This window comes from Mycobacterium sp. (assembly GCF_049647605.1).
Lineage (GTDB): Bacteria > Actinomycetota > Actinomycetes > Mycobacteriales > Mycobacteriaceae > Mycobacterium.
Map to the genome: position 1 here is coordinate 95892 of NZ_JBARXZ010000231.1, position 24559 is coordinate 120450.

Genomic DNA, 24559 nt, shown 5'->3' on the forward strand with positions numbered 1-24559 from the left:
CCGGAGGCTGAAACCGGACGTCTGTGCCAGTGTGCCCTAAGTTACGCGCGCGGTCGTCACGACACACGATTACTGATACTAATCGTCGCATATACAACTCACGCACCTACTCTCGCACATGCATTCAGGAAGCTATGCAACCTATTGCATAGTACCGCTGGTACTGGATACCCTCGGTCGGTGACTTTGGCGCACGCGATCCTGGTCTCGCTGCGCGAGCAGCCCGGCTCCGGTTATGAACTGACCCATCGGTTCGACCGTTCCATCGGCCAGTTCTGGCGGACCACCCACCAGCAGATCTACCGCACCTTGCGCACCATGGAAAACGACGGCTGGGTCCAGGTGACGGCGGCGCCCCAGGACGGCCGGCCCGACAAAAAGGTTCACACCGTCACCGAGGCCGGTCGGACCGAACTCGCCCGCTGGATCAGCGCACCCCTGCGACCGCGCGGCGACACCGGCACCCGCGATCTCGCCGTCAAACTTCGTGGCGCGAGCTACGGAGATGTCGAGGCGGTGAGCGCACAAGCAGTCACCCTGCGGGCCGAGCGCGCCGCCCGCTTGGCGACATACCACGCATACGAGAAGCAACACTTCCCGGACCCGTCGCGGCTCTCCGGCGCGGCCCTGCATCAGCATCTGGTGCTGCGCGGCGGGATCCGCGCCGAACAGAACACCATCGAGTGGCTCGACGAAGTAGTGGCCGGACTCCGGCGATGACTGCGGACCCCTATCCGAAACTGTTGTCACCGTTGGACCTCGGCTTCACCACCCTCCACAACCGGGTGGTCATGGGGTCCATGCACACCGGCCTGGAAGACCGGGCCCGCGACACCGATCGGCTGGCCGCGTACTTCGCCGAGCGCGCCCGAGGCGGTGTTGGCCTGATCATCACCGGCGGCTATGCCCCCAACCGCACCGGCTGGCTGCTGCCGTTCGCCGCACAGCTGGTGACCTCATCGGAGGCACACCGGCACCGCAGGGTCACCTCGGCAGTCCACGACGCCGGCAGCAAGATCCTGCTACAGGTACTACACGCGGGACGTTATGCCTACCATCCCTTTTCGGTCAGCCCGTCGTCGATCAAGGCGCCCATCAACCCCTTTCGGCCGCGCACTCTGCGCGATGTCGAGGGAACCATCGACGACTTCGTACGGTGCGCAATGCTGGCCCGGGAGGCCGGTTACGACGGTGTCGAGATCATGGGCAGCGAAGGCTATCTGATCAACCAGTTCCTGGCGCCACGAACCAACAAGCGCACCGACCGTTGGGGTGGTAGCCCCGCCAACCGGCGACGCTTCCCGGTTGAGATCGTTGCTGCCACCCGAGCGGCCGTCGGCCCCGATTTCATCCTCTGCTACCGCATGTCGATGGCCGATTTTGTGGCAGACGGCCAGAGCTGGGATGAAACCCTGGCACTGGCAACCGAAATCGAAGCGGCAGGCGCCACGCTCATCAACACCGGCATCGGCTGGCACGAATCCAGGGTGCCGACCATCGTCACCTCGGTGCCTGCCGGCGCTTTTGTAGACCTCAGCGATGCAGTCGCCCAACAGGTCGGCATACCGGTCATGGCCTCCAACCGCATCAACATGCCCGAAGCCGCCGAGCAGATCCTGACCGACACTGCGGTGGCGTTGATCTCGATGGCGCGACCACTGCTCTCGGATCCAGATTGGGTCCACAAAGCAGCGACCGGCGCCGCCGCCGAGATCAACACCTGCATCGCGTGCAACCAGGCCTGTCTCGACCATGCCTTTGTGCACAAATCGGTGTCGTGCCTACTCAATCCCCGCGCCGGCCACGAGACCACCCTCATCCTGAGCCCGACAAGGCGGGTGCGATCGATCGCCGTGGTCGGAGCGGGCCCGGCCGGGCTGGCCGCGTCGGTCAGCGCCGCCCGACGGGGTCACCGGGTCACGTTGTTCGAGGCCAACGGCTTCATCGGTGGCCAGTTCGACATGGCCCGACGTATCCCGGGCAAAGAGGAGTTCAACCAAACGGTCCGGTACTTCACCACTATGCTCGACAAGTACGCCGTCACAACCCGATTGAACACCCGGGCCGACGTCGAGCAGCTATCCGATTTCGACGAGGTGGTACTGGCCACCGGTGTGACACCGCGCATGCCGGCGATCACCGGTATCGGGCATCCAATGGTGCTCTCTTACCCGGAAGCGATTTACCGGATCCGGCCCGTCGGCAACCGCGTCGCCGTGATCGGGGCCGGCGGAATCGGTTTCGACGTCAGCGAGCTGCTGGTCACCGACCGGTCACCCACCACAAACCTCGAAGAGTGGAGGGCCGAATGGGGTGTCGGGGAGCCCCACCAGGCCCGGGGCGCCGTGGTCGCGCCGTTGCCGGCACCCGCGGTGCGCCAGGTGTATCTGCTGCAGCGCTCCAAGGGTCCGCAGGGGACCCGACTCGGCAAGACCAGCGGGTGGGTCCATCGGGCATCGCTGAAAGCCAAAGGCGTGGTGCAGCTTTCCGGAGTCAACTACGAGCAGATCGACGACGACGGTTTGCACATCAGCTTCGGCCCCGATCACCGCGATCGACGGCTGATCGCAGTGGACAACGTGGTGGTGTGCGCCGGCCAGGATCCGGTGCGTGACCTTGACGAGGCACTGCGCACCAACGGAATCGATCCGCATGTTGTCGGTGGGGCGGCCGCGGCCGGGGAGCTCGACGCCAAGCGCGCCATCCGTCAGGGCACCGAACTCGCCGCCCGCTTGTAACCCGCTACCGGCCTCTTCGGCGCGAGGGGATCAGGCCTGCTTGAGAGCCTCGATCGCCAGCGAGATGGTGACCTTGTCCCCCAGCACAGCCCCGCCGGTCTCCAGCGGCATGTCGATCTCGATACCGAAGTCCTTGCGGTTCAACACCACAGTGGCTTCAAAACCCGCTACCTCGCCGTGGCCCATCCCCGGGTTGACGCCGTTGAACTCCAGCGCCAGGCTGATCGGCTTGGTGATGCCCTTCAGGGTGAACTCACCGTCGAGGACGTAGTCGGCACCCTTGGCCTGCACACCCGTCGACCGGAAAGTCGCAGTCGGGAACTTCTCGACGTCGAAGAAGTCAGCGCCCTTGATGTGGGCCTCACGTTGCTCGTTCCCCGTGTACACCGAGGCGACGTCGATCTCGGCAGCTACCGAGGGCGTGCCGTCTTCGGCGATCGTGATGGCACCGCTGAAGTTGCCGAAGCTACCCCGGGCCTTGCTCACCACCAGATGGCGGATCGAAAAGCTGATGGACGAGTGCACCGGGTCAATGGCCCAGGTTCCGGTGCTGAGTCCGGTCGGCGCTGCAACAGTCATGGCGATACTCCTTGCACGTGGTTGGGTGTCGGCCTGCCCGCACCCGCATCCAGCTTAAACGGACCATGGTCCGAATTTGTTCCGGGGACGGACCGCGCCGCGTTCCGCTATCGGTAATGCTCGAGGAGAGGCAAGGCGAGTAGGCCCGTGACGCAGCCGCTGACCAGCAGCAGGGCACCGATTCCGCAGACCAGCCCACTGGCCCTGGGATGGAAGATCGCCGCCAGGGTGGACAAGATCGCAACAACCGTCAGCACCGTCGCCACGATGGCCGCGGCGCCGGCGTCGGCGAGGCGGGTGCCGTTCTCGAAGTCGGCCGCAAAACTCTCTGACGTCCACACGGAGAACACGATCAGTCCGGCCCAGAGTTGAGCCACGGCAGCAACTGCGCACCACAGGCTCGCGGTGCCGCCGGCCCGGGCAGTCCGCTGGGTTGGCATGACGCTGTCGGTATCGATGGTCATGACGTCGATACTGGCGGCCACCGGGCGTCACGACATGCGTAGGACTACTCGATCAGACAGCGAATCGATCCGCGACGAGCGCACGCATTGGTATCCCGAACGCGGCGTGTCGACGTACAGACCCGCGCGGTCGCCAGGGGGTTGGGGGCTCAGACGGCGCTGGCCGTATAGGTGGTGGTGCGTTGGCGGGCTGGTCGGCCGATGCCTGCGGCGATGGCGACAAGTTCTTCGACGGTTTTGGCGGAGCCGTTTTCGGAGCCGGCCATGCGGGAGATGGTCTCCTCCATGAGGGTGCCGCCGAGGTCGTTGGCGCCGCCGTTGAGCATGATCTGGGTGCGTTCGGTGCCGAGTTTGACCCAGCTGGTCTGGATCGACGGGATCCTGCCGTGCAACATGATCCGCGCCAGCGCGTGCACCGCCCGGTTGTCCCGATGCGTGGGACCGGGCCGGGCGGCCCCGGCCAGATACAGCGGCGAGGACTGGTGGACAAAGGGCAGCGGCACGAACTCGGTGAAACCGCCGGTTTGGTCCTGGATGTTCCGCAAGATGTTGAGGTGGCCCACCCAGTGCCGCGGGGTGTCGACGTGTCCGTACATCATGGTCGAACTCGATCGCAGCCCGACCTGATGGGCGGTGGTCACCACTTCGATCCACAAAGCGGTGGGCAGCTTGCCCTTGGTCAGAACCCAGCGAACTTCATCGTCGAGGATTTCCGCGGCGGTCCCGGGGATCGAGTCCAGGCCCGCTTCACGTAACGCGGTGAGCCAGTCCCGGATCGACGTACCGGCCCGAGTCACACCGTTGGCGATCTCCATCGGGGAGAACGCGTGCACATGCATGGACGGCACCCGTTTCTTGACGGCGCGAACCAGGTCGGCGTAGCCGGTCACCGGCAGTTCGGGATCGATACCGCCTTGCATGCACACCTCGGTGGCGCCGGCGACATGGGCTTCCCACGCCCGGTCGGCGACCTCGGAGGTCGACAGGGAAAACGCATCGGCGTCACCCTTGCGTTGCGCAAACGCACAGAACCGGCACCCGGTGTAGCAGATGTTGGTGAAGTTGATGTTCCGGTTGACGACGTAGGTGACCTCGTCACCGACCACCTCGGCACGCAACGCGTTGGCCAGGGCGGTGACCGCCTCCAACGCCGGCCCGTCAGCGGTGGCCAACGCCAGATACTCGTCATCAGAACACCCGGCGGGATCCTTTTCGGCGGCCCGCAACGCGGCCAGCACATCGGTGTCGATCCGTTCCGGGGCGCGTGCCGCCAGCTCGGACACCTTGTCCCTGATGGAATCCCAGTCGCCGAACGCACTTTCGAGATCCGAGCGGGTATCGGTGAGGCGGCCGTCGGTGTCGATGGCGGTGTGCAGATCGGTGCGGCCCAGCGACTCGGTTGCCTCGTCGGGTTCCTGCCAGGGCAACCCCACCGGGTTGACCTCACGCGCCCACCCGGTCTGCGGATCGGCCAACGCATCCACATGAGCCCGGACCCGCGGATCGATCCACGCCGCCCCGGCCTGCACATAGCGCGGCTGAGCCGTCAACCGCTGCACCAAGTCGTACCCGGCTTCGGCGGTCACCTCCGCCAACTCCTCCAGCGCCGGCCACGGCCGTTCCGGGTTCACGTGATCCGGGGTCAACGGCGAGACCCCACCCCAGTCGTCCACCCCGGCACCGATCAACGCCAGACACTCCTGACGCGACACCAGGTTCGGCGGTGCCTGGATGCGCATCTTGGGCCCCATCACCAACCGGGTCACCGCCAGGGTGGCCACAAAATCATCGATCCCCGCATCCGGAGTCGAGGCCATCGCGGTGTGGTCCTTGGCCCGGAAGTTCTGCACGATCACTTCCTGGATATGCCCGAACTCCTTGTGCGACTGACGAATCGCAGCGATCGTCTCAGCCCGCTCCGTCAGCGTCTCCCCGATACCGACCAACAGCCCCGTGGTGAACGGAATCGAGAGCCGACCCGCATCGGTCAACGTCCGCAACCGCACCGCGGGATCTTTGTCCGGGCTGCCGTAATGCGCCTGCCCCTTGTCCTCGAACAACCGCCGCGAGGTGGTCTCCAGCATCATGCCCATCGAGGGGGCCACCGGCTTGAGCCGGGAGAGCTCCGACCACGACATCACCCCCGGATTCAGATGCGGCAACAACCCGGTCTCCTCCAACACCCGGATCGCCATCGCTCGCACATAATCCAACGTCGAGTCGTAGCCGCGCTCATCAAGCCATTGCGCTGCTTCCGGCCACCGCGCCTCGGGGCGGTCACCCAGCGTGAACAACGCTTCTTGACACCCCAACTGCGCACCTCGGGCGGCGATCTCCACGATCTCGTCGGGCTCGAGATACATGCCGCGGCCCTGCGCCCGCAACTTGCCCGGCACCGTCACAAACGTGCAGTAATGACAGGTATCCCGGCACAGATGCGTCACCGGAATGAACACCTTGCGCGAGTAACTGACCGGCAACCGGCCATTCGGGCCCCGGCGCCCGTCGGACTCCAGTCCCGCATCCCGCACCCGCGCCGCCGACGCACACAGATCCACCAGGTCCGCGCCACGCGCTGTCAACGCGACCGCAGCCTCATCAACATTGAGCGAAACCCCGTCCCGCGCACGCCGCAACACCCGACGCAACGACGCCGGAGTAGGGGCGGGCTGCTTGGGCGGGACCACCGGACTCGGCAGAGAGGTGCCGTGCTGCGGGTTCAGAGCCACTCTCCTGTAACCACCAGGGGATCGAGAATCATCCTCGTGTCTCACAATCTGAAACATTGGCGCCAGCCACGACCGCCACAATAGCCTCCACCGCTGGCAGGGCGCCCACTGCGGGCCTGTCGTCGGCGCGACCGCGCCGGAGCCGATATGTAGCAATCATCGGTTATGCTCCGCTCCAGTTTGCGCCCACGTAAGTTGACTCGTGGGTCGGGGCAGGTCTTCGAGGGGTTGAAATGGGTATTTCCGCACGTTCGATGATGATCGCCGGTGTTTCGCTTCTCACCGCAAGTGCCGTCGCGGTGGCTCCGGTCGACGTGGCAGCCGCCGCACCGACAGCCCGCACGGTCGCGGTTGACCTGGCCTCGGCGCAGAAGCCGATCACCGCACGGCCCGTGACACCAGAACCGATCACCAACGAAGCCGCCATGCTGTCGGCGCTGCTGACACCCCAAGCCCAGTCCTCTCAAGCCCAGTCTTCGTCGGGCGGTCCCGTGGTTGCCGCGGCGGCGGCCGGCGTCATGTCCGCGGGCAGCAACCTGATGGACCTCTACTTCGCGGCGTTGCCCTGGGTGCAGTGGGGATTCGAGTTCGCGACGTGGGCGGCGGGCTGGGTGCCCATCGTCGGCTTCTTCTCGGGGCAGATCATGGTCGCCTTCTACACCGGCGAGCCCGTCGTGCAGAGCTGGTTCCAGAGCACCGCCTACGCGCTGGACCTGAACTTCGGCCCTATCCCGTCGACCCTGGTCAACGGCCTCGTCAGCGGCGCCAACGCGTTCATCCAGAACGAGATCGCCTGGCTGACCGGCTTCTTCCCCCCATTCCCCCCGTTCCCGCCCATCCCGGGAGCCATGGCCGCCACTACCGCCGCCGCACCAGACTCCCCCGGCCTGGACGCGCAGGCGATCGCCGCCAACCCGATCGTCACGGTCTCCGACCTGGTCGCGCGCCTCGCAGCCGGTGCCGTCAACACCTGGTACCCGGCATCGGGGTTGGTCGGCAACGGAGTCGGTCTGACCAGTGGCCTTCTCAATGCCTTCGGTTTTGTGCCCGGAGTACCGGTCGCCAACTTTGCGCTCAACGAGTTCTGGGGCCTCGTCCAGGCTCAGGGCAACGCGGCCACCGGATTCGCCAACGATCTGATCTCCATCAGCAACGCGCTGGTGGCCACCAGTTTCTCCCAGGGAATCGCGCCCGCGCTCGACGGCGCGGTGCGATCGGCGCTGCAGTCGGTGCAGACGCGCGGCGGGGAATCTGCCACCGCACTGGCCAACTTCTCACTCGATCAGCTCCAGTACCTGACCGGGCTCTGGGTCCCCCACACCGTGAACCCCGGCGTCAACCTCCCGCAGGGCCCGGCGAACGCGGTTGGATACGGCGTTCCGCAGGTGCTGCGGGACCTGCTGGGACCGTTGGCGCCCCTGCTCGGCCCCGGCACGATATCGGTGGCCACGGTGGATGCGCCCGCCAAGAGCACCGCCGCAACCACCGAGACCACCACCCCGGTCGACGAGAGCACCACCGCGGTCGACCAGAACGCCACCGCGGTCGACGAGGCCGGTACTCAGGTCGACAAGAGGCCCACCAAGATCATCGCCTCCGAGCCGGTCGAGGCGGAGAAGCCCGCCACAGATGCCGCCGTTGTCACCGAGACCACCACCGACAGCACCGCTGAGGCCACCGAGCCCGCCGAGGACGGTGCCGACGTCCCCGCCCCGGCCGATCGCGCCAGCAAGACCACCCGGACCGGCGCCGACGACGCGGGCAGCAAGACCAAACGCGACAAGATCAGCACCGACAAGGCCGACAAGTCGGATACCGACAGCACGAACAGCGGCAGCCGCAACCGCGACAAGGCCGAGCGGCCCAGCAAGGCCGATTCGGCGGCATCGCGCGACAAGAGCGACAAGAACAACTGACGGCCCTACCGGCCCTGGTTACGTCCCCACAACCAGAGGCCGGGCGGCCCGGCACCGAGCACGATCATGAGAATCGCCGAATAGGCGAGCACTCCGTTGCCGCCGAAAACGATGTCGCCACCCGGGCCGCCGAGCGTCATGACCGCGACCGTCGCCAGCCATGTCCACAATGGCAGTGCCACAAGACGACTCGACGTGGTCCAGTAGGACGCGGCCCAAACCAGGGCCAGATTGATCAGGCCGGCGACCGCCGCACTGACGGGCAGCGCCACGCCGCCCACCCGAAACGGAAGCAACAACGCTGTCGCGACAGCGCACAACACTCCGTCGACGGCGAGCAGGGTCAGTACAACCACCCGCGCGGACGAATCGACCGCCCGCAGGTCTTCCTGGGAGCGGATGGCGCTGGCGGTCAGGTCGGAACGCTGTCCAGCAGGCCGGAAAGTGAACCGATCACCCACTGCAGGTTGTCGAAACGGTCCTGCCAGTGTTGGAGGTTGGGATCCAAATCTGGGTCCACAGTCGTCCTTCCGTAGTTCCGGCTCGTGGGAGCTTACCGCGCACACCCCTCATCGGAGGCAAAGTCGCCGATGCTCCGCCTGGCGGCGCTTTCGGGTCACCCGAACTGCAATCCTGCCAACAGATCGGTCTCCCGGTCGCCGGAATCCGGATCACCGGCGCTACCGGCCACCAGGACGTAATGCTCTTCCCCCAGGATCGGCAACGCAAGATCATTCGAGAGTGCACACACCCGCCCCGTCGGCCCCACCGCCACCTGGGTCGCATGTGCGGCCAGCGCGGCGATCTTCGCCGGCAGCGCGTCATGGGCATCGACGACGGCGGTGATCCGGTCATCGGCATAGCCGATCTCACCGTCGTAGGGACCCAGCCGCCAATTCGGGAGCAGGTCGGTCGACTCGACCCCCGCCAAGGCCGCCGCGAACGCACTGTTCGAGGAAACTGTCCAGTAGAACTTCGGCACCGTCCAGGGTTCTCCCGGATAGTCGGCCCCGCCCGAAGCGGCCACCGCAGCCGTCGTCACCTGGTGGGCGCGGATATGGTCGGGATGCCCGTAGCCCCCGTTGGGGTCGTAGGTGACAACAACATGCGGGCGCAGGTCACGCAGGACCGCCACCAGAGCACCCACCGCCTCACGCTCATCGGCGTCGACAAAGCGTTCATGCTTCGAATTGGGTGCGGTTCCGGCCATTCCGGAGTCTCGCCACCGGCCCGCGCCACCGAGGAACATCGGCGCGGCAACTCCCAGGTGCCCCAACGCTGCCCCCAGCTCGGCGATCCGGAAACCACCCAGCTGGTCGGCATGATCGACCGCCAGCCGTGCCCACTGGTCACCGATCACCTCGCCTTCCTCGCCCAGGGTGCAGGTGAGGACGTTGACCTGGGCGCCGCGCAAAACGTAGTGCGCAATGGTGGCGCCGTTGTTGATGCTCTCGTCATCGGGATGGGCATGTACAAAAAGCAGCCTGGGGGCTTCCAACGTCGAATCTGACGGCATCGGCCTACCCTAGACGCCCTTCGGTCTACCCTCAGCCCGGTGACGCGGCGCCGCCTCGAATACGCATCCGCGGTCATCCTGATCGGACTGCTTGCCGGTGTCGCCGGGATGGCGACGACGCTCGTGCTCCACTGGGTGGAGCACCTGACGTTCCACTACTCGTTCGGCTCCCTGCTGGATGGGGTGAGCCAGAGCAACCCCGTCCGCCGGGCCCTCGGCCCGACGATCGGCGGCGCGTTGGCCGGTCTGGGCTGGTGGCTGCCGCGTCGGCGGACCGCCGTCCCAGCGCTCACTCAGATCATCAAGGGGCACAACCGAATTCCCCATTCAACACTCGCCATCGACGCCGGACTGCAGGTGATGCTGGTGGGCTCCGGCGCCTCGTTGGGGCGGGAGGGAGCGCCCCGGCAGCTGGCCGTGGCGATGGGCGACATCGGGATGTCACGGTGGGCGCTGACCGCGCGCGACCGGGAGATCCTGTTGGCCGCCGCGGCGGGCGCCGGGCTGGCGGCGGTGTACAGCGTGCCGCTGGGCGGTGCGTTGTTCGCGGCCCAGATCCTCCTGGGGTCGTGGCACCCGCGGGTCCTCGGCACGGCACTGGTCACCTCCAGCCTGGCCGTCGCCGTCGCGTCGTGGCTGACACACGACAGACCACCTCTGGTGTGGCCAGACGCCGACGTGTCGTACCTGCTGGCTGCGGCCGCGGCGCTCCTGGCCCCGCTGGCCCTGGTGGTCGGTGTGGCGTTCAACCGCCTGATGCAAGCCGCCCGGCCGGCACAACTCACCGCATCCTGGACGGTGATTCCCGCGGTCGCCGGCGCCGGCCTGCTGGTCGGGGTCTGTTCCATCTTCTGGCCGGAGCTCCCCGGCAACGGCAAGAGCATCTTGACGGTGACGCTGAACAGCGACCTGGCACTCAGCGCTGCTGTTGTACTGCTGCTCCTCAAGCCGCTCTTGACGGCGGTCTATCTGCGCGCCGGCGCGGTCGGAGGGATGCTCACACCCTCGTTGGCCACCGGCGCGGCCCTGGGATCCAGCCTGGCGATTGCCGTCAACACCTGGACGCCGTACTCGATCAGCGTGCCGGCGATATCACTGGCCTGCGCGGCCGGAGTCTTGGCGATCACCCAACACGCACCGCTGTGGGCGGCACTGTTCGTCTGGGAGCTGGCCCGACCACCGTGGTGGCTGTTGGCGGTATTTGTGGTCGCCGCGTACTCCGCCCACGGACTTCAATCCTTCCTGCGGACTTCCGCCACCGGGGCACCGGAGCCGGGGAAACCGGCGAGCTGAGAAGTCGGGCCGCAGGCGCCCGCGGATGTGCTCACCGCGGAGTGCGATACCGGACCGAACCGCTGCATCGAACGCGGCACCAGCTGGACAGAGGCCACAGGACGGCTTCACCTTGTTAGCTGGACTCTCAGAAAAATATAAGTTTCGGCATATAACCGTTCTTCGCGAAGGTTAAACCACTCCGATCAATTCATTCTTCAGCTATTACATCGTCGCTGGCCACCGGTCCGTTACACGACATCTGGTCCCCTGCGGGAGGACCTTCGAAAATGCGAGGAGATATGTGCTGTGCCAAGCCGCCGGCAACATCGCCAGTAGGTGCGCGATCTACCCAGTCGGCGCCGAGCCCAAACATCGAATTTTGCGCCCACACCCATGCACGATGAGGCGCCGAACCTCAGTTCGATGCCCACTTTCGGCCCGCGGCCGCGCCTCGCGACACGGGGACAGCAAGAGACAATTTTTGAGAAACAGTTACAGTTTGCTTCCCTCGTGAACAAAAGTTTCAGCGAATGCCCAGCTAGAACGCAACAAGTCACCCAACCGTTGCCACACATCCGCGTGACACCACCCGACCAAGCAACCGTCGCCGCCGACATCGGCCGATTCGAGGCACGCTATCGAAGCGCGCGAATATTTACGTCGTCGTCGATGCACTCTCCACTGCAATTAAGACCGCTACCTGCCCCGACAGCTACTTTGGCAGGGTAAGGAAAAATCCGCACACAGGGAACCCGATGTCGATACCAAGAATTTGCTGACATACCGATCCGCCGCATGCTGGTACCGATCGAGCTACTTCTGCGTCCCGCCACCGCCGAGCAAACCAATCGTGACCAGAGAGCAAATAGCCGAAAGCCCCTCGAGATGGGTTTGTTACTCAGTCGATTCTCAGGTAGCTTTTTGCTGCGTCGGGGACGCTCAGACTTTGAGGGGAACACCATGGATGTTGCAATTCGGTCATATCTGACCGCCGGAGTCGCAGTGGTGGGCGCCACCGCCATCACGCTTTCACCGGTGCAGGTGCTGCCACCGGACATCCAGCTGAGGGGTGACCAGTTGGTCGCCGTTCTGGGAAACATCTCGGCCGGCTCACTGGCCGACCTCGTGAGCGCAGCTCAGCGCGCCTGGTCCCCCGTGGGACAAGGCGCCGAAGCCTCGGCTGCCGCCGCCGGAAACGCCATCCGCAACGTGGGCAACGCGCTGACCGAAACGGTCGCCAGCGGTGTCGCAGGCGGTGGCACCGCCTTCCGCGCCGTCGTCGACGGGCTGCTCGCCCAGGGCAGCACCCTTGCCGTCGCGGTGGACACGGCGCTCGCAGCCTTCCCCACTCCCCAAGCCTTCATCGACGCCCTGGTCTCGGCATTCGCCGACGTCGACTTGAACCTGTCGGTGGCACTCCAGGCGGCCCTGCAGGCAGCGATCGACCTCGGGGTCACCGTCGACGCCTCCGTCATCGCCGACGCCCTGCTGGCCGCCGGCGCCGATCTGGCCGCCGCGTTCAACGCCGCAGTCGCGAACTTCCCCAACCCTGCCGCATTCTCCGCGGCCGTCGCATCAGCACTGAGCGCCGTCTTCCCCGGCCTCAGCGGTCTCGTGACCGACGGTGGAGTGGCGCTGGCCAACCTCGTCACCGCGCTGGCCACCACGCTGGCCACCGGAATCGATCTGAGCGGTTCGGCTTTCGACATCCTGGTCGCCGCGCTGCAGAACGGTGGCAGCGCTCTTGCCCGAGCCTTCGCTGCTGCCATCGACTCCTTCGCCAACCCCCAGGCCTTCGTCGATGCCTTCGTCAACGTGCTGGCCGCCGTCAATGCCCCGCTCGCCGCAGCTCTGAACGTCGCGCTGGATGTCGCGCTGAGCCTCGGAATCGACCTGGACGTCGCAGCCATCGTGGAAGCGCTGCTGACCACCGGCGGCGAGTTCGGCGCGGCACTGCAAGCGGTCATCGCCGCGTTCCCCACCCCGGGTGAGCTGATCGCCGCCTTCGGTAACGCCCTGACCGGCTTCCTGCCCGGATTCCAGGAGCTGTCCAGTTTCGCGGCCACCGCCATCGCCAATCTCTCCGCGGCGTTCGCCAGCACCATCGAAAACGGACTCGCCTTCGGCGGCAACGTATTCCAGGCAATCATCGACGGCCTCAGCACCACGGGCAGTGGGCTCTACGCCGCCTTCGCCGCCGCACTTGCCGCGTTCCCCACCCCGCAGCTGTTCCTCGAAGCATTCGTCGACGCCTTCGCCTCCATCGACATCGGCCTCGGCGCCGCCCTCGAAGTGGCCCTGAACGCATTCCTCGACGGCGTAGCCATCATCAACCCCGCCGCCATCGCCCAAGCACTCGCCAACGCCGGCGCCCAATTCGCCGGCCTCTTCGAATCCGTCATCGGCGCCTTCCCCACCCCAGCTGCACTGGTCGCCGCCCTGGGCTCCGCATTCAGCGCCGTCATCCCCGGCTTCGAAGCATTCGCCGCCGCAAGCGTCGCCGCAATCACCAACCTCTCCGCCGCCCTGGTCAGCGCCATCGAAAACGGAATCGCCCTGGGCGGAACCGGTTTCGAAGCCATCATCAACGGACTGCTGAACGCCGGCGGCGAACTCTCCGCCGCCTTCGCCGCCGCCATCGCCGCGTTCCCCACCCCACAGCTGTTCCTCGAAGCATTCGTCGACGCCTTCGCCTCCATCGACATCGGCCTCGGCGCCGCCCTCGAAGTGGCCCTGAACGCATTCCTCGTCGGCGTAGCCATCATCAACCCCGCCGCCATCGCCCAAGCACTCGCCAACGCCGGCGCCGAGCTGGCCGCCAGCTTCGGAGCTGCGCTGGAGCTGTTCCCGAACCCGGTAGAGCTGGTTGCAGCATTCGGTGATGTCCTGACCGGGTTCATCCCCGGGGTGGAAGCCATCGCAGGTGCCGCCGCGGCCGCCATCTCCAACCTGTCGGCCGATCTGGCCGGCGTCATCGAGGCCGGGATCGGATTCGGCGGGCTGGCCTTCGAGTCGCTGATCGACGGCCTCACCGGTGTCAGTGGTGACCTCGCCGCCTCCTTCCAGGCAGTGCTTGCGCTGTTCCCGTCACCCGAGCTGTTCGTTCAGGCGCTCACCGGCGCGTTCGGTGAAATCGGGCCGGTGCTGGCAGATCTCGGTGCCAACCTGGTTGCCGGTCTGGATGCCTCGGTCGCCTTCGGTGCCGAAGCGCTACAGGCACTGGGCAATATCTCAGCCGAGATCGGCGCCTCGATCAGCGCGTCGCTGTCGGCTTCGCTGGCGGGTCTGCCCACACCCGCCGATGTCATCGGCGCCGTCGGCACCATCGGTGAATCCGTGGTTGAGGCAACGGGTTACCTCGGATCCACCGTCCAGGCAGCGGTGGACAACTTCAGCACGGTGGCCGTCGCGGTCGTCGTCGCGTTCCGCGACTCGACGGCCACCGCCCTGGCCAATGGTCAGAACGCCATCGAAGCTCTGGTCTCCGGCCTCACCGCGGCGGCCGGGCAGCTGGCCGGCGGGTTCAACTTCGGTGTCGGAGTCGGAGTCGGCGTGGAAGCCGGTGCCGGCACCTCTGCCGACGTGGCCAGCGCCGCGGGCCTCGGAACGGGCACGATGTTCAGCGTGGCAACACCAGCCGCCACCAAGACCGGCTCCGAGGACGCCACCACTCCGGCCGCCGAAGCCAAGGCTGCTGCTGCCACCACCAAAGCCGAAGCCGCCGCCGAAGCCACGGCCGAGGAGTCGACAGGCACGGTCGTCGAAGGCTCCGAGAAAGCGGTGCAGAGCCCGTTCGAGCAGGCCCAGGCCGGCTTCGACGCGCTGGGCAAGCAGATCAACGACGGATTCGAGCAGACTCGTCAAAACATCGAGGGCAGCCTCAACGGTGTCCGCGAGAATGTCGAGCGCGCCCTCGGTGTGCAGAAGCCTGCCACCAAGTCCGACGACACCAAGTCCGAAAGCACCACGTCTGACAGCGACAAATCCGACAGCGGCGCAACTGAATCCACCAAGGGCGGCTCCGCCAAGGATGACTCCAAGAAGGAGGATTCCAAGACGGGCAGTTCCAGCAAGGGCGGCTCCGCCAAGGACGACTCCAAGAAGGGTGTCTCCGCCAAGCCGAGCAGCTCCAAGGACGACTCCAAGACCGGCAGCTCCACCAAATCCACCGGTTCCAGCTCCAGCGACAAGTCCGACAAGTCGGCCGGCTCCAGCTCCAGCTCCAGCTCCAGCAACAAGTCCGAGAAGTCCGACAAGTCGAGCAGCTCCAGCAACAAGTCCGACAGCAAGAAGTCGGGCGGAAGCGATTCGGGTAGCTAGCAACACCCGGTAAGACGAAGATCGGCCCCGCTCACGACAATGAGCGGGGCGGATTCTTTTGTGGCTCAGCGTATTTGGATGTCAGTACGTGCTCAGTGACTGCCTTGAGGTCACGGAGTCTTGAGCCACTTCCCCGCATCGCCGACGATGCCGACCGGCACTGCACCGGTCAGGCTCACGTTCTGCACCGACGGTCCCGCAGCGACGATCGTGGTGTCCTGCAGGATCGGAAGCACCGTCGACATGCCCCACAACCGCGGCTCCACCGCCGCGATCACATCGTCGATGTCCTTCGTACCGTCAAGGGCCGCATCGATATCCGGCTGGATATCGCTGTCGCAGAGTCCGGTGATGTTCGACGGCGCCTGCACCAGGGTCTCGACGTCCGGAGCCGGAGCAACCGTGGGTGTGGGCGTGGGAGTCGGCTCGGGCGAAGCGCTCGGTGTCGCCGATCCCGACGGCGGAACATCGGTCGGCGCCGGCACTTCCGATGTGGGTACCGGCACCGTCGATAACGTGATCGGTTCCAGCGCACGGCATCCGTAACGCGACGCCAGCGAGGTGGCCAGGTCACCGCCGGCACGATGCCAGCCCACGATCGCATCGACGGTGTTCTCGGCCAAGGCCTCCCCATAGAGGACCACGGGATCCAAGGCCGACACCGACGCGGCGATTCCGACGTTACGCAGTTGGTCGGCAACGGTATTGGCGACGGCGACCGACGTCGGGTCATTGGCGGCCACCCCGATCACCAAAGCGAGTTGCTCACCGTCCTTGCTGATGTTTCCCCGGGTCACCACCGGCGGCGGTGCGGGGGCGGCGGACGTTCGCGAGCCTGCCGAAGGTGTCGGGGCCGCGGATCCCGGTGCGTCGGGTTCGACGTCGTAACCGGCTTCCCGGAGCAGCGTCATCGCCGTCTCCAGTGTCATCGCCGGAGGCGCGGTGGGCACGTACCCAGGATCCGACGGTGCCCGCACCTGCGCCTGGGCCAGAGTCACCGTGTTGTCGCTGCCGGCACCCACAGAGGCAAGCAGGTCGACGTCGAGCAGGCCCAGGATCGCATGGCGCACCCGATCATCGGTCAGCGCCGGCTGCTGGGCACGCAGCGACAGCTGCATCACCCGTGGCGTCACGATCCGGGCGGTGCGGACATCCGGTATCGCCGACAGCTGCGCGAACGCCGCCGCACCGCCATGTACCTGAGCTACTTGGGTGTCCCCATTGCGGATCGAATCCGCCAGTGCCGCAGGAGCTCCCGACCGCCTGAACAAGATCTGATCAGGTGCCGCCGGCTCAGCCCAGTACCGGTCGTTGCGGGCCAGCAGGATCTCGTCGCGCTGCGGATCGATGGTGTCGACCCGAAATTGCCCACCGGTGACCGGCAGGGTGCGGGCCAGCCCGGCAGGGAAGCCGCCCGGCACATCCTTGACGATGTGCGCAGGCAGGATGTCGGAGAACAGCTCACGCCATGCCGGATACGGCTGTGAAAACGTCACCACCGCGGTCTTGCCACCGTCGATCGACTGCACCCCGGTGATCAGGTCGTAGCCGGCCGGGTCGACAACCCCGGTCTGGCTGACCATCTGCCGCCACAGGTACCAGAAGTCGTCGGCTGCGATGGGCGCGTTGTCGGTCCAGGATGCTTCCGGCTTGATCTTGTAGGTGACGGTGAACTTGCCGTCCACGGTGCTCTGCTCGGCGGACTCGAGCAGGGTGGAGTCCATCTCCCACCGTGAACCCGTGGGCGACTCCACATCCGACACCGGACGGAACGCGCTGGGCAGCACCAGTGCGCTGATGGCCGCATTCACCGGCGACTGGTCCGACAACAGGTGCGGGTTGAACCCGGCACCGATGTTGTCGATCCCCACGATGATCTGCGTCGCCTTCGGCGGCGGCGGCGGAGTGCTCGCGGTGGTCTCGGTGCTCTGCGGCGCCGGCGGCGGACTCACCGTGCACCCGCCGATGAGCAGTGCCGGCAGCAGCGCACCCGTCACCAGAAGGCGTGACCTCGACGCGGCGCGGCTCTGCACACCACTCAGGGTATCTACAGAACGAAGCAAACCAGCCGTCAGCTCTTCGAGGCCGCCTTCGCCCGCGACTTGGCCCTGGCTCGCATGGTCGAGTCCAACTCGACCTTGCGCACCCGCACGATCTCCGGCGTCACCTCGACACACTCATCCTCGGCACAGAACTCCATGGCCTGTTCGAGACCCAATTCCAACGGCCGCGCCAGCGTCTCGAAGACGTCCGCGGTCGACGAACGCATGTTCGTGAGCTTCTTCTCGCGGGTGGCGTTGATGTCGAGGTCTTCGGCGCGAGGGTTGATGCCCACCACCTGGCCCTCGTAGGTGTCGTCACCCGGCTCGACAAAGAACTGTCCACGGTCGGCCAGTTGGGTCATCGCAAACGGCGTGATCTTGCCGGTACGGTCCGAGACCAGCGAACCTGTGTGGCGGGCCCGGATCTCCCCAGCCCACGGCCGATAGCCGTCGAACACCGCGTTGGCGATGCCGGTGCCGCGGGTCAACGTGAGGAAGTCGGTCCGGAAACCGATCAGGCCACGGCTCGGCACGATGAAGTCCATCCGCACCCAGCCGGCGGCATGGTTGGCCATTTCCTCCATCCGGCCCTTACGGCCGGCCATCAACTGCGTGACAGCGCCCACGAACTCCTCGGGACAGTCGATGGTCATCGCTTCGAACGGCTCGTGCACTTTGCCGTCGACGATGCGGGTGACCACCTGCGGCTTACCGACCGTCAGCTCGAAACCTTCGCGGCGCATCTGCTCGACAAGGATGGCCAGGGCCAACTCGCCACGGCCCTGCACCTCCCAGGCGTCCGGACGGTCGATGTCGACGACCTTGATCGACACATTGCCGACCAGTTCACTGTCGAGACGCGCCTTCACCATCCGGGCGGTCAGTTTGTGGCCGGAGACCTTGCCCGCCAGCGGCGAGGTGTTGGTGCCGATGGTGACCGAGATGGCGGGCTCATCGACGGTGATGCGGGGCAGCGCGTGCGCGTGTTCGGTGTCGGCCAGGGTGTCGCCGATCATGATGTCGGGCATGCCGGCAACCGCCACGATGTCTCCGGCGACGGCCTCGTCGGTGCTGCTCCGTTCGACGCCCTCGGTGGCCAGCAGCTCGGTGATCTTTGCTGCCGTGATGACCGGATGGCCGTCCACCTCACGCATCCACGCGACCTGCTGTCCCTTACGGATCCGGCCCTTGTAGATGCGGATGAGCGCGAGCCGGCCCAGGAAGGCCGAGGCGTCCAGGTTGGTCACCAGCGCCTGCAGCGGGGCTTCCGGGTCGCCCTGCGGCGGCGGGATGTGCTCGAGCAACACGTCGAAGAGCGGGTCGAGATTCTCTCCGTCGGGGTTCTCCCCGTTGGCAGGCTCGGTGGTGCTGGCGATGCCCGCACGGCCCGAGGCGTACAGCGTCGGCAGGCCGAGTGCGTTCTCGGCGGCCTTCTGGGCTTCTTCATCGAGGTCGGAGGCGACGTCGAGCAGCAGGTCATGGCTTTCGGAGACCACTTCGGCGATCCGGGCGTCGGGCCGGTCGGTCTTGTTGACCACCAGGATCACCGGCAGGTGCGCCGACAGCGCCTTACGCAGGACAAAGCGGGTCTGCGGTAGCGGCCCCTCGGAGGCGTCGACCAACAGCACCACGCCGTCGACCATGGACAGCCCGCGCTCGACCTCTCCACCGAAATCCGCGTGACCCGGGGTGTCGATCACGTTGATGACGGTCATGCTGCCGTCTGGGTGGTGTCGGTGCACCGCAGTGTTCTTCGCCAGGATCGTGATGCCCTTTTCTTTCTCAAGGTCACCGGAGTCCATCAGGCGTTCCACTGCGTCGTCACCACGGTGACTCAGGGCCCCCGACTGCCGGAGCATCGCGTCGACGAGAGTCGTCTTACCGTGGTCGACGTGAGCGACGATGGCGACGTTTCTAAAGTTGGGGCGAGAATCCACACACTTATTCTCGCAGTGCGGGGAACCATTTGCGAAAACGAAGCAGGCAGCGGGAAGGCCCAGTGAGTTCGAATACGTACGCCGGCGTGAAACCGAAGAAGAAGTGTTGTCGGTCCAAACCCCGTTGCAAACGCTGTCCGTTGGTGTTGCACAAGGTCCACAAGGCCGAGCTGCTGGGCATCCGCGGGAGGGAGCTCGACAAAGTTTTCAAGCGCGCCCGTAAAGCCTGAAAAATAGGATTTGACCTCGACGGACGAGTACCATGACGGTATCCGTCACAGGTTCGTTGGAGGTTCGATCATGACGGTCTACCTGGCACTCACGATCGCGGTCATCGTCATCCTGGCCGCGGCCGCAACGCTGGCCATCTACCTCGGACTGCTGAATTGGATCGGCGCGTTTTTTGTTGTCAGGTGTGGCCGATGCCACCATCTGACATTCGCCGGATCCAACCGGACACAGCCGTCGTGCGCGCATTGTCGGCATCCGGCACTGCTGCATCCGGTGTACTCCGCCCACCATCTGCACGACCCCGCGCAGGTGCGAGTGGTCGGTGACACGCTGAAGTACTGACCTTCCGGCACTGTTGCGGACGCTCCAACTCCCGTGACATCTCCGCCGATTCGGCCGTGAGCGACCGCCCCGATATGCCACGATTCGGTCATACCGACGGTGGCTGCCGGTGGATTGGAAGGTCCTTCATGCATGCATTCATCCGATCCCTGGCGGTGACGGTTGTCGCCTTGCTCGCAGCGGTCATTCTCGCAGTCGGCTCCATGCTCACGCCGATCTTCGCGGCGGTGGCCACCTCGGCCACCACCGCTCTGATCATGGGTGGAACGGGACGCCCCAACCCGGACGATTTCCCTGGTTACATCCCCAATGTCGCCCAGTACTACATCTATCCGAACACCCTGTGCCAGCCCACCGGGCTGGGCTGTGACCTGCAGGCGGTGTACACACCGGAGACCGCGTGGCCGCTGTACGGCGGGCTGAACGCACCGACATGGCGCAATTCCATCCTGCAAGGTGTCGACCTCTTCGATGACGCCGTCCAAGAACAGCTGGCCGGTCTGGGACCCGACGACCATCTGGTGCTCTTCGGCTACTCGCAGAGCGGGGCGATCCTGGCTTACGAGAAGAAAACTCTCGAAACCCTGACCCCGGAACAGAAAGCGCAGATCGAGATCGTCGCCATCGGCAACGTCTCCCGCCCCAACGGCGGTCTGAACTCCCGCGCCTTCCCGTTCTCGATCCCCATCGTGCAGTTCCCCTTCGGACCGCCGATGCCGACGAACACCGGTATCAACACCACCGATATCGCACTGCAGTGGGACATCATCGCCGACGCCCCGCTCTACATCACCAACCCGGTGGCGATGCTGAACGCCCTGCTGGGCTTTTGGTACGTGCACGGCACGTATCCCGATCCGACGCAAGCAGATCCGACGGACACGCCTGGCGGTTACACCACTGAGCAATGGCAGTGGCTGATGGACTATCCCGAGCTGTACCCCGACCTCGTCACCGTGCAGCCGCGCGGCGACGGCAGCGACACCACCTACATCACGGTGAAGCCGACGGTGCTGCCACTGGTGCAGCCACTCCACGACCTCGGATTGGCACCACTGGCCAACCTTCTGGAACCCGCGCTGCGGGTCCTCGTCGAGGAGACCGGCTACAACCGCAGCATCCCGTACGGCCAGTACACCTCGTTCCGGCTGATACCGCTGTTCAATCCGATCACCCTGGCGGTCGACCTCATCAAGGCGATCCCCCAGGGCGTCGAGCAGATGCTGGCCGGCCTCCGTGGCGAGCCCACCCACATCGTCCCGGCGCCGCCGGAGACGCTGCTCGGAGGCACCGGCGACACGGTCACCGCCGCGGCTCCCGAGGCCGTCAAGGCGTCGGCGCGAACACTTTCCAAGCCCACCAAGGCTGCCCCACCGGTGACGGCCGCACCGCAGGACACCGCTGAGACGTCCGAGGCCGCAGTTTCTGAAGTTGAACCGTCCAAAGCTGAAGCGCCTCAAGCTGACGTGTCCGACGAGGAAGCGCCTGTGGACGCGACACCCGCCCTGACTACGGCGGCGGTACACAAGGTCCACACCCTCGAGGGACGACTCAACAGCCCTCGTCAGTTTCGGACAACCGGCGCCGCGGAGGACACCACCGACGTCTCCACCGATGCCACATCACCGAGCCAGAGCAACACCAGCGATGCCAGTTCCGAAGCCGATGCCACCAAGACTCCGGACAACGAGGGTCGGGACAGCAAATCCACAACACGCTCGGAGCAGCCGCAACGGGCCGAGAAAGCGCCGAAAGCCGACAAGAGCCACGACACCGGGACCAGCAAAGCCGCTGCCTGAGCAGACCAACCGGTCAGCGAATCCCGCTCACCGAGCGGACAACACCGCCGTGAGATCCGGCAGCCAGGCGGTGTCGGCCGGCACCCAGGGCAGGTCAGGCAGTTCTGCCGCGGCCACCCAGCGCAGCGCATGGTGTTCGTGCGCGTGGACGGAACCGCCGGTCAGACGCACCAGATAGGCCCGCAACGTCATCGTCTCCGACACCGCAACATCGGCCCCGACACGGGCACCGACCTCCACCTGCACGCCGAGTTCCTCACGGAGTTCACGGATCAACGCCTCGGCGTCGGACTCACCAGGAGCAACTTTGCCGCCGGGCAACTCCCAGAGCCCGGCCAGCTCGGGTGGCCGAGCCCGCTGCGCCACCAGCAGTCGGCCGTCGCTCACCACTGCACCGGCGACGACGATCTGGATCGACATAGCTGCTCACCGTAGCCGGTCTACGATTTGCCGCCGGGCCGGCGGGAGCGCGAGTACGGTCGAAGTCATGGCTGTGCTGACCGATGACCAAGCCGATGCCGCCGCCCAACATCTCAACGGGTGGGAACGCCGAGATGGCGCGCTGCGGCGGTCCGTCAAGTTCTCAGGATTTCTCGACGGTATCGATGCGGTTCGCCGGGTCGCTGAACAAGCCGAAGCCCGGGACCATCACCCTGACATCGACATCCGTTGGCGGACAGTGACTTTCGCACTCGTCACGCACTCGGAAGGCGGGATAACCGAGAAGGACGTCGAGATGGCGCGGGCTATCGACGAGATCGTCGACCGCCCGGAAACCTGAGCGGCAGCATCGCAATCCACGCCAGCGTGAGCACGGTGGCCACCACGTAGATCAGCGCCGCCCACGCGAGGTACCACGGCCTGCTGATCTCCCAGATGGTCGGCTGCGCGAAGCTCAGCAGCCACGGCACCCCGACGGCGGTGAGCACCAGCCACGTCGCGCCGAGCACCCTGGCCTCGGCGAGATAGCGGTAGGGGCCGTGCAGCAGCCAGATCATCAAGGGCACCAACCACACCCAGTGGTGAGTCCACGAGATCGGCGACAACAACAACCCGAACAGGTTCACCACCACGATGGACCCCAGGCGGTCCAGATCCGGGGTGAAGGCGCCCACCACACGCCAGGCAAACCAGGCGATCACGGCCGTGACCACGATGGCGGCCAGCACCAGCGGGCCGAACCCGGCGTCGTGGCCGAGGATGCGCGAGATGCCGCCGCGCCAGGACTGGTTGAACGACGTCCCGACGGGCCCCACCCGGCCGGCATCGCCGAGCAGGTCGGTGAAGTAGCGGGTGGACTCTCGCCCCATCACCGCCCAGGACACGGCCACGGTGCCGAAGAAGGCGACCGCCGAGAACACCGCCGCGCTCCAGCGTCGGGCCGCCAAGAAGTGCAGCCCGCTGATCGCCGGGGTGAGTTTGACCCCGGCGGCCAGACCCACCAGCAACCCAGAGAGCCACCAGCGGCTGCTGCTCACCGCGATCAACACCGCCAGCGCCAGCAGCACGTTGATCTGGCCGTAGTCGAAGGTGCTGCGCAGCGGCTCGAGCCAGATGGCAACCGCGGTCCAGAGCATGGCAACCCGCCGGTCGGCCACGATGCCCACCAACCGCTGGCTGAGCCGCACCACGCCGTAGAGCGCGGCCACGATGCCCAGCTGCCACGCCAGGGCGACGAGCCAGAACGGCAGCAGGTGCAGCGGGTAGAACACCACCGCGGCAAACGGCGGATAGGTGAATGGCAGCGGGAAGTCGGGGGTTTGCTCGGCGTAGACGTAGTCGTAGACGGCGCCGGGGCCGTCGACCGCGTCACCGCCGCCGATGTAGACGTGCAGGTCGACGAAGTTGGCCCCGTTGGGCACCAGATAGGTCCAGGCCAGCCGCGCGGCGACGCTGACCGCCAGCAGTAGTGGGGCCAGTGCGATCGCTCGGGTGCGGAGGGCGTGCGTGTCGGTGATCGCCCGACTCTAGCGACGCGCCCCGCCTACCCCCGCGAGCAGACACAAACTCGCGCGATTTTGCGCCGATTCGCCCGAGTTTGTGTCTGCTCGCGGTGTGAGACCGGGGCGAGTCCAGGCGCGGGCCGCGGGGCGAGACCGGGGCCAGTCCGGGCGCGGGCCGGTCGAGTGGGGACTGTGACAGGGGCCACCGGATCGGCGCGACACGCCGCCGCCATATCTCCTCTGTCCATCGCTCCCGTAACGGTTGAATAAATGCCACACGTGTCACTTGAGTAACACCAGTAACAAGCTACCTTCGGCTGAGACCGAAAAACGACGAATTGGGAGTGCCATGTCTCGGATCAGGAGCTTGTTCACCGGAGCCGCAATCGTGGCGGGGTCGTCAGCCGTGCTGCTGACGGCAGGCGTCGCCAACGCCGAACCGGCACCCGCACCACCGCTGCCGCCGGCGCCGGTCCCCGGAATGGACCTCATCCAGCAGTTTGTCGCCAACCCGGCCGGCGCCCTGCAGGCCGCCTCCTCGTTGCTGACGCTTCCCAGTGTCGGCGGGCCCCCGGTGGCTGCCGCCCCGCCACTGGCCACCGCATCCGTGGCGATGCCCGACGCCGGACTGCTGCCGGACGCCGGCCTGTTGCCCGCCGTCGCCGGCTTGCCGGGCGCCGCTCCCATCGCACCGGCAGCGATGCCGGCCGCGCTGAGCGTTCCCGGAA

Annotated in this window: 17 protein-coding genes and 1 pseudogene; 9 read left to right on the forward strand and 9 right to left on the reverse strand. The window is 66.2% G+C overall.

Annotated elements, in window-relative coordinates; translation table 11 throughout:
• The first annotated feature begins 180 nt into the window (after nt 1-180).
• On the forward strand, nt 181-720 hold the full coding sequence (locus tag WBB07_RS28700; RefSeq protein WP_526313013.1) for a PadR family transcriptional regulator: 540 nt from the start codon (nt 181-183) through the stop codon (nt 718-720).
• Nucleotides 717-2738, forward strand: coding sequence for an oxidoreductase (locus tag WBB07_RS28705; RefSeq protein ID WP_526313015.1), 2022 nt, complete (start codon nt 717-719; stop codon nt 2736-2738). Before WBB07_RS28700 ends, WBB07_RS28705 begins: the two co-directional genes overlap by 4 nt.
• A 30-nt stretch (nt 2739-2768) precedes the next feature.
• Here the strand turns inward: WBB07_RS28705 and WBB07_RS28710 are convergent, their stop codons facing one another.
• From WBB07_RS28710 to WBB07_RS28720, 3 genes are all read right to left on the reverse strand, one after another.
• Nucleotides 2769-3317, reverse strand: coding sequence for a YceI family protein (locus tag WBB07_RS28710; RefSeq protein WP_526313017.1), 549 nt, complete (start codon nt 3315-3317; stop codon nt 2769-2771).
• A gap of 107 nt (nt 3318-3424) precedes the next feature.
• Nucleotides 3425-3781: a hypothetical protein gene (locus WBB07_RS28715; protein WP_526313019.1), complete on the reverse strand. Its 357-nt coding sequence runs from the start codon at nt 3779-3781 to the stop codon at nt 3425-3427.
• Between the two features lie 149 nt (nt 3782-3930).
• Nucleotides 3931-6510 carry a bifunctional FO biosynthesis protein CofGH gene (locus WBB07_RS28720; protein WP_526313021.1) on the reverse strand — a complete coding sequence of 860 codons (2580 nt, stop codon included), beginning with the start codon at nt 6508-6510 and terminating at the stop codon, nt 3931-3933.
• 233 nt (nt 6511-6743) lie between these two features.
• Here WBB07_RS28720 and WBB07_RS28725 point away from each other — a divergent pair, with 233 nt between their 5' ends.
• Nucleotides 6744-8426, forward strand: a complete 1683-nt coding sequence (locus WBB07_RS28725) for a hypothetical protein (RefSeq protein WP_526313023.1) — start codon at nt 6744-6746, stop codon at nt 8424-8426.
• Nucleotides 8427-8431: 5 nt separating this feature from the next.
• Here the strand turns inward: WBB07_RS28725 and WBB07_RS28730 are convergent, their stop codons facing one another.
• Nucleotides 8432-8887: a hypothetical protein gene (locus WBB07_RS28730; RefSeq protein ID WP_526313025.1), complete on the reverse strand. Its 456-nt coding sequence runs from the start codon at nt 8885-8887 to the stop codon at nt 8432-8434.
• A 155-nt stretch (nt 8888-9042) separates the two neighbouring features.
• Nucleotides 9043-9942, reverse strand: a complete 900-nt coding sequence (mshB, locus tag WBB07_RS28735; RefSeq protein ID WP_526313027.1) for an N-acetyl-1-D-myo-inositol-2-amino-2-deoxy-alpha-D-glucopyranoside deacetylase — start codon at nt 9940-9942, stop codon at nt 9043-9045.
• 39 nt (nt 9943-9981) lie between these two features.
• Here mshB and WBB07_RS28740 point away from each other — a divergent pair, with 39 nt between their 5' ends.
• Together WBB07_RS28740 and WBB07_RS28745 are read left to right on the forward strand one after the other, a co-directional pair.
• Nucleotides 9982-11235 (forward strand): chloride channel protein, encoded by a 1254-nt coding sequence (locus WBB07_RS28740; RefSeq protein WP_526313029.1) that lies wholly within the window; start codon nt 9982-9984, stop codon nt 11233-11235.
• Between the two features lie 942 nt (nt 11236-12177).
• Nucleotides 12178-15537: a hypothetical protein gene (locus tag WBB07_RS28745; RefSeq protein WP_526313031.1), complete on the forward strand. Its 3360-nt coding sequence runs from the start codon at nt 12178-12180 to the stop codon at nt 15535-15537.
• A 110-nt stretch (nt 15538-15647) separates the two neighbouring features.
• On the opposite strand, the gene WBB07_RS28750 is transcribed toward WBB07_RS28745, so the two are convergent.
• A complete protein-coding gene (locus tag WBB07_RS28750) occupies nt 15648-17570 on the reverse strand; it encodes an ABC transporter family substrate-binding protein (protein WP_526313033.1) in 1923 nt (640 codons plus the stop codon).
• Nucleotides 17571-17608: 38 nt separating this feature from the next.
• Nucleotides 17609-19516, reverse strand: a complete 1908-nt coding sequence (gene typA / locus WBB07_RS28755; RefSeq protein WP_526313035.1) for a translational GTPase TypA — start codon at nt 19514-19516, stop codon at nt 17609-17611.
• Between the two features lie 300 nt (nt 19517-19816).
• On the opposite strand from typA, the gene WBB07_RS28760 reads away from it, so the two are divergent.
• Both WBB07_RS28760 and WBB07_RS28765 read left to right on the forward strand, forming a co-directional pair.
• Nucleotides 19817-20089, forward strand: coding sequence for a hypothetical protein (locus tag WBB07_RS28760; protein WP_526313037.1), 273 nt, complete (start codon nt 19817-19819; stop codon nt 20087-20089).
• A 128-nt stretch (nt 20090-20217) separates the two neighbouring features.
• Complete coding sequence (locus WBB07_RS28765; protein ID WP_526313039.1) at nt 20218-21888, forward strand: PE-PPE domain-containing protein; 1671 nt, start codon at nt 20218-20220, stop codon at nt 21886-21888.
• Between the two features lie 27 nt (nt 21889-21915).
• Here WBB07_RS28765 and WBB07_RS28770 read toward each other — a convergent pair whose 3' ends face one another.
• The gene (locus WBB07_RS28770) at nt 21916-22308 is read right to left on the reverse strand and encodes a (deoxy)nucleoside triphosphate pyrophosphohydrolase (protein WP_526313041.1); all 393 of its coding nucleotides are present in this window, start codon (nt 22306-22308) and stop codon (nt 21916-21918) included.
• A 67-nt stretch (nt 22309-22375) separates the two neighbouring features.
• On the opposite strand from WBB07_RS28770, the gene WBB07_RS28775 reads away from it, so the two are divergent.
• Complete coding sequence (locus tag WBB07_RS28775; RefSeq protein ID WP_526313043.1) at nt 22376-22669, forward strand: 4a-hydroxytetrahydrobiopterin dehydratase; 294 nt, start codon at nt 22376-22378, stop codon at nt 22667-22669.
• On the opposite strand, the gene WBB07_RS28780 is transcribed toward WBB07_RS28775, so the two are convergent.
• Nucleotides 22635-23846 (reverse strand): mannosyltransferase, encoded by a 1212-nt coding sequence (locus WBB07_RS28780; RefSeq protein WP_526313061.1) that lies wholly within the window; start codon nt 23844-23846, stop codon nt 22635-22637. The two genes, WBB07_RS28775 and WBB07_RS28780, sit on opposite strands and share 35 nt — an antisense overlap.
• 334 nt (nt 23847-24180) lie before the next feature.
• Between WBB07_RS28780 and WBB07_RS28785 the strand changes: the two are divergent.
• Nucleotides 24181-24559: pseudogene (locus WBB07_RS28785) on the forward strand (hypothetical protein); the annotation flags it as partial.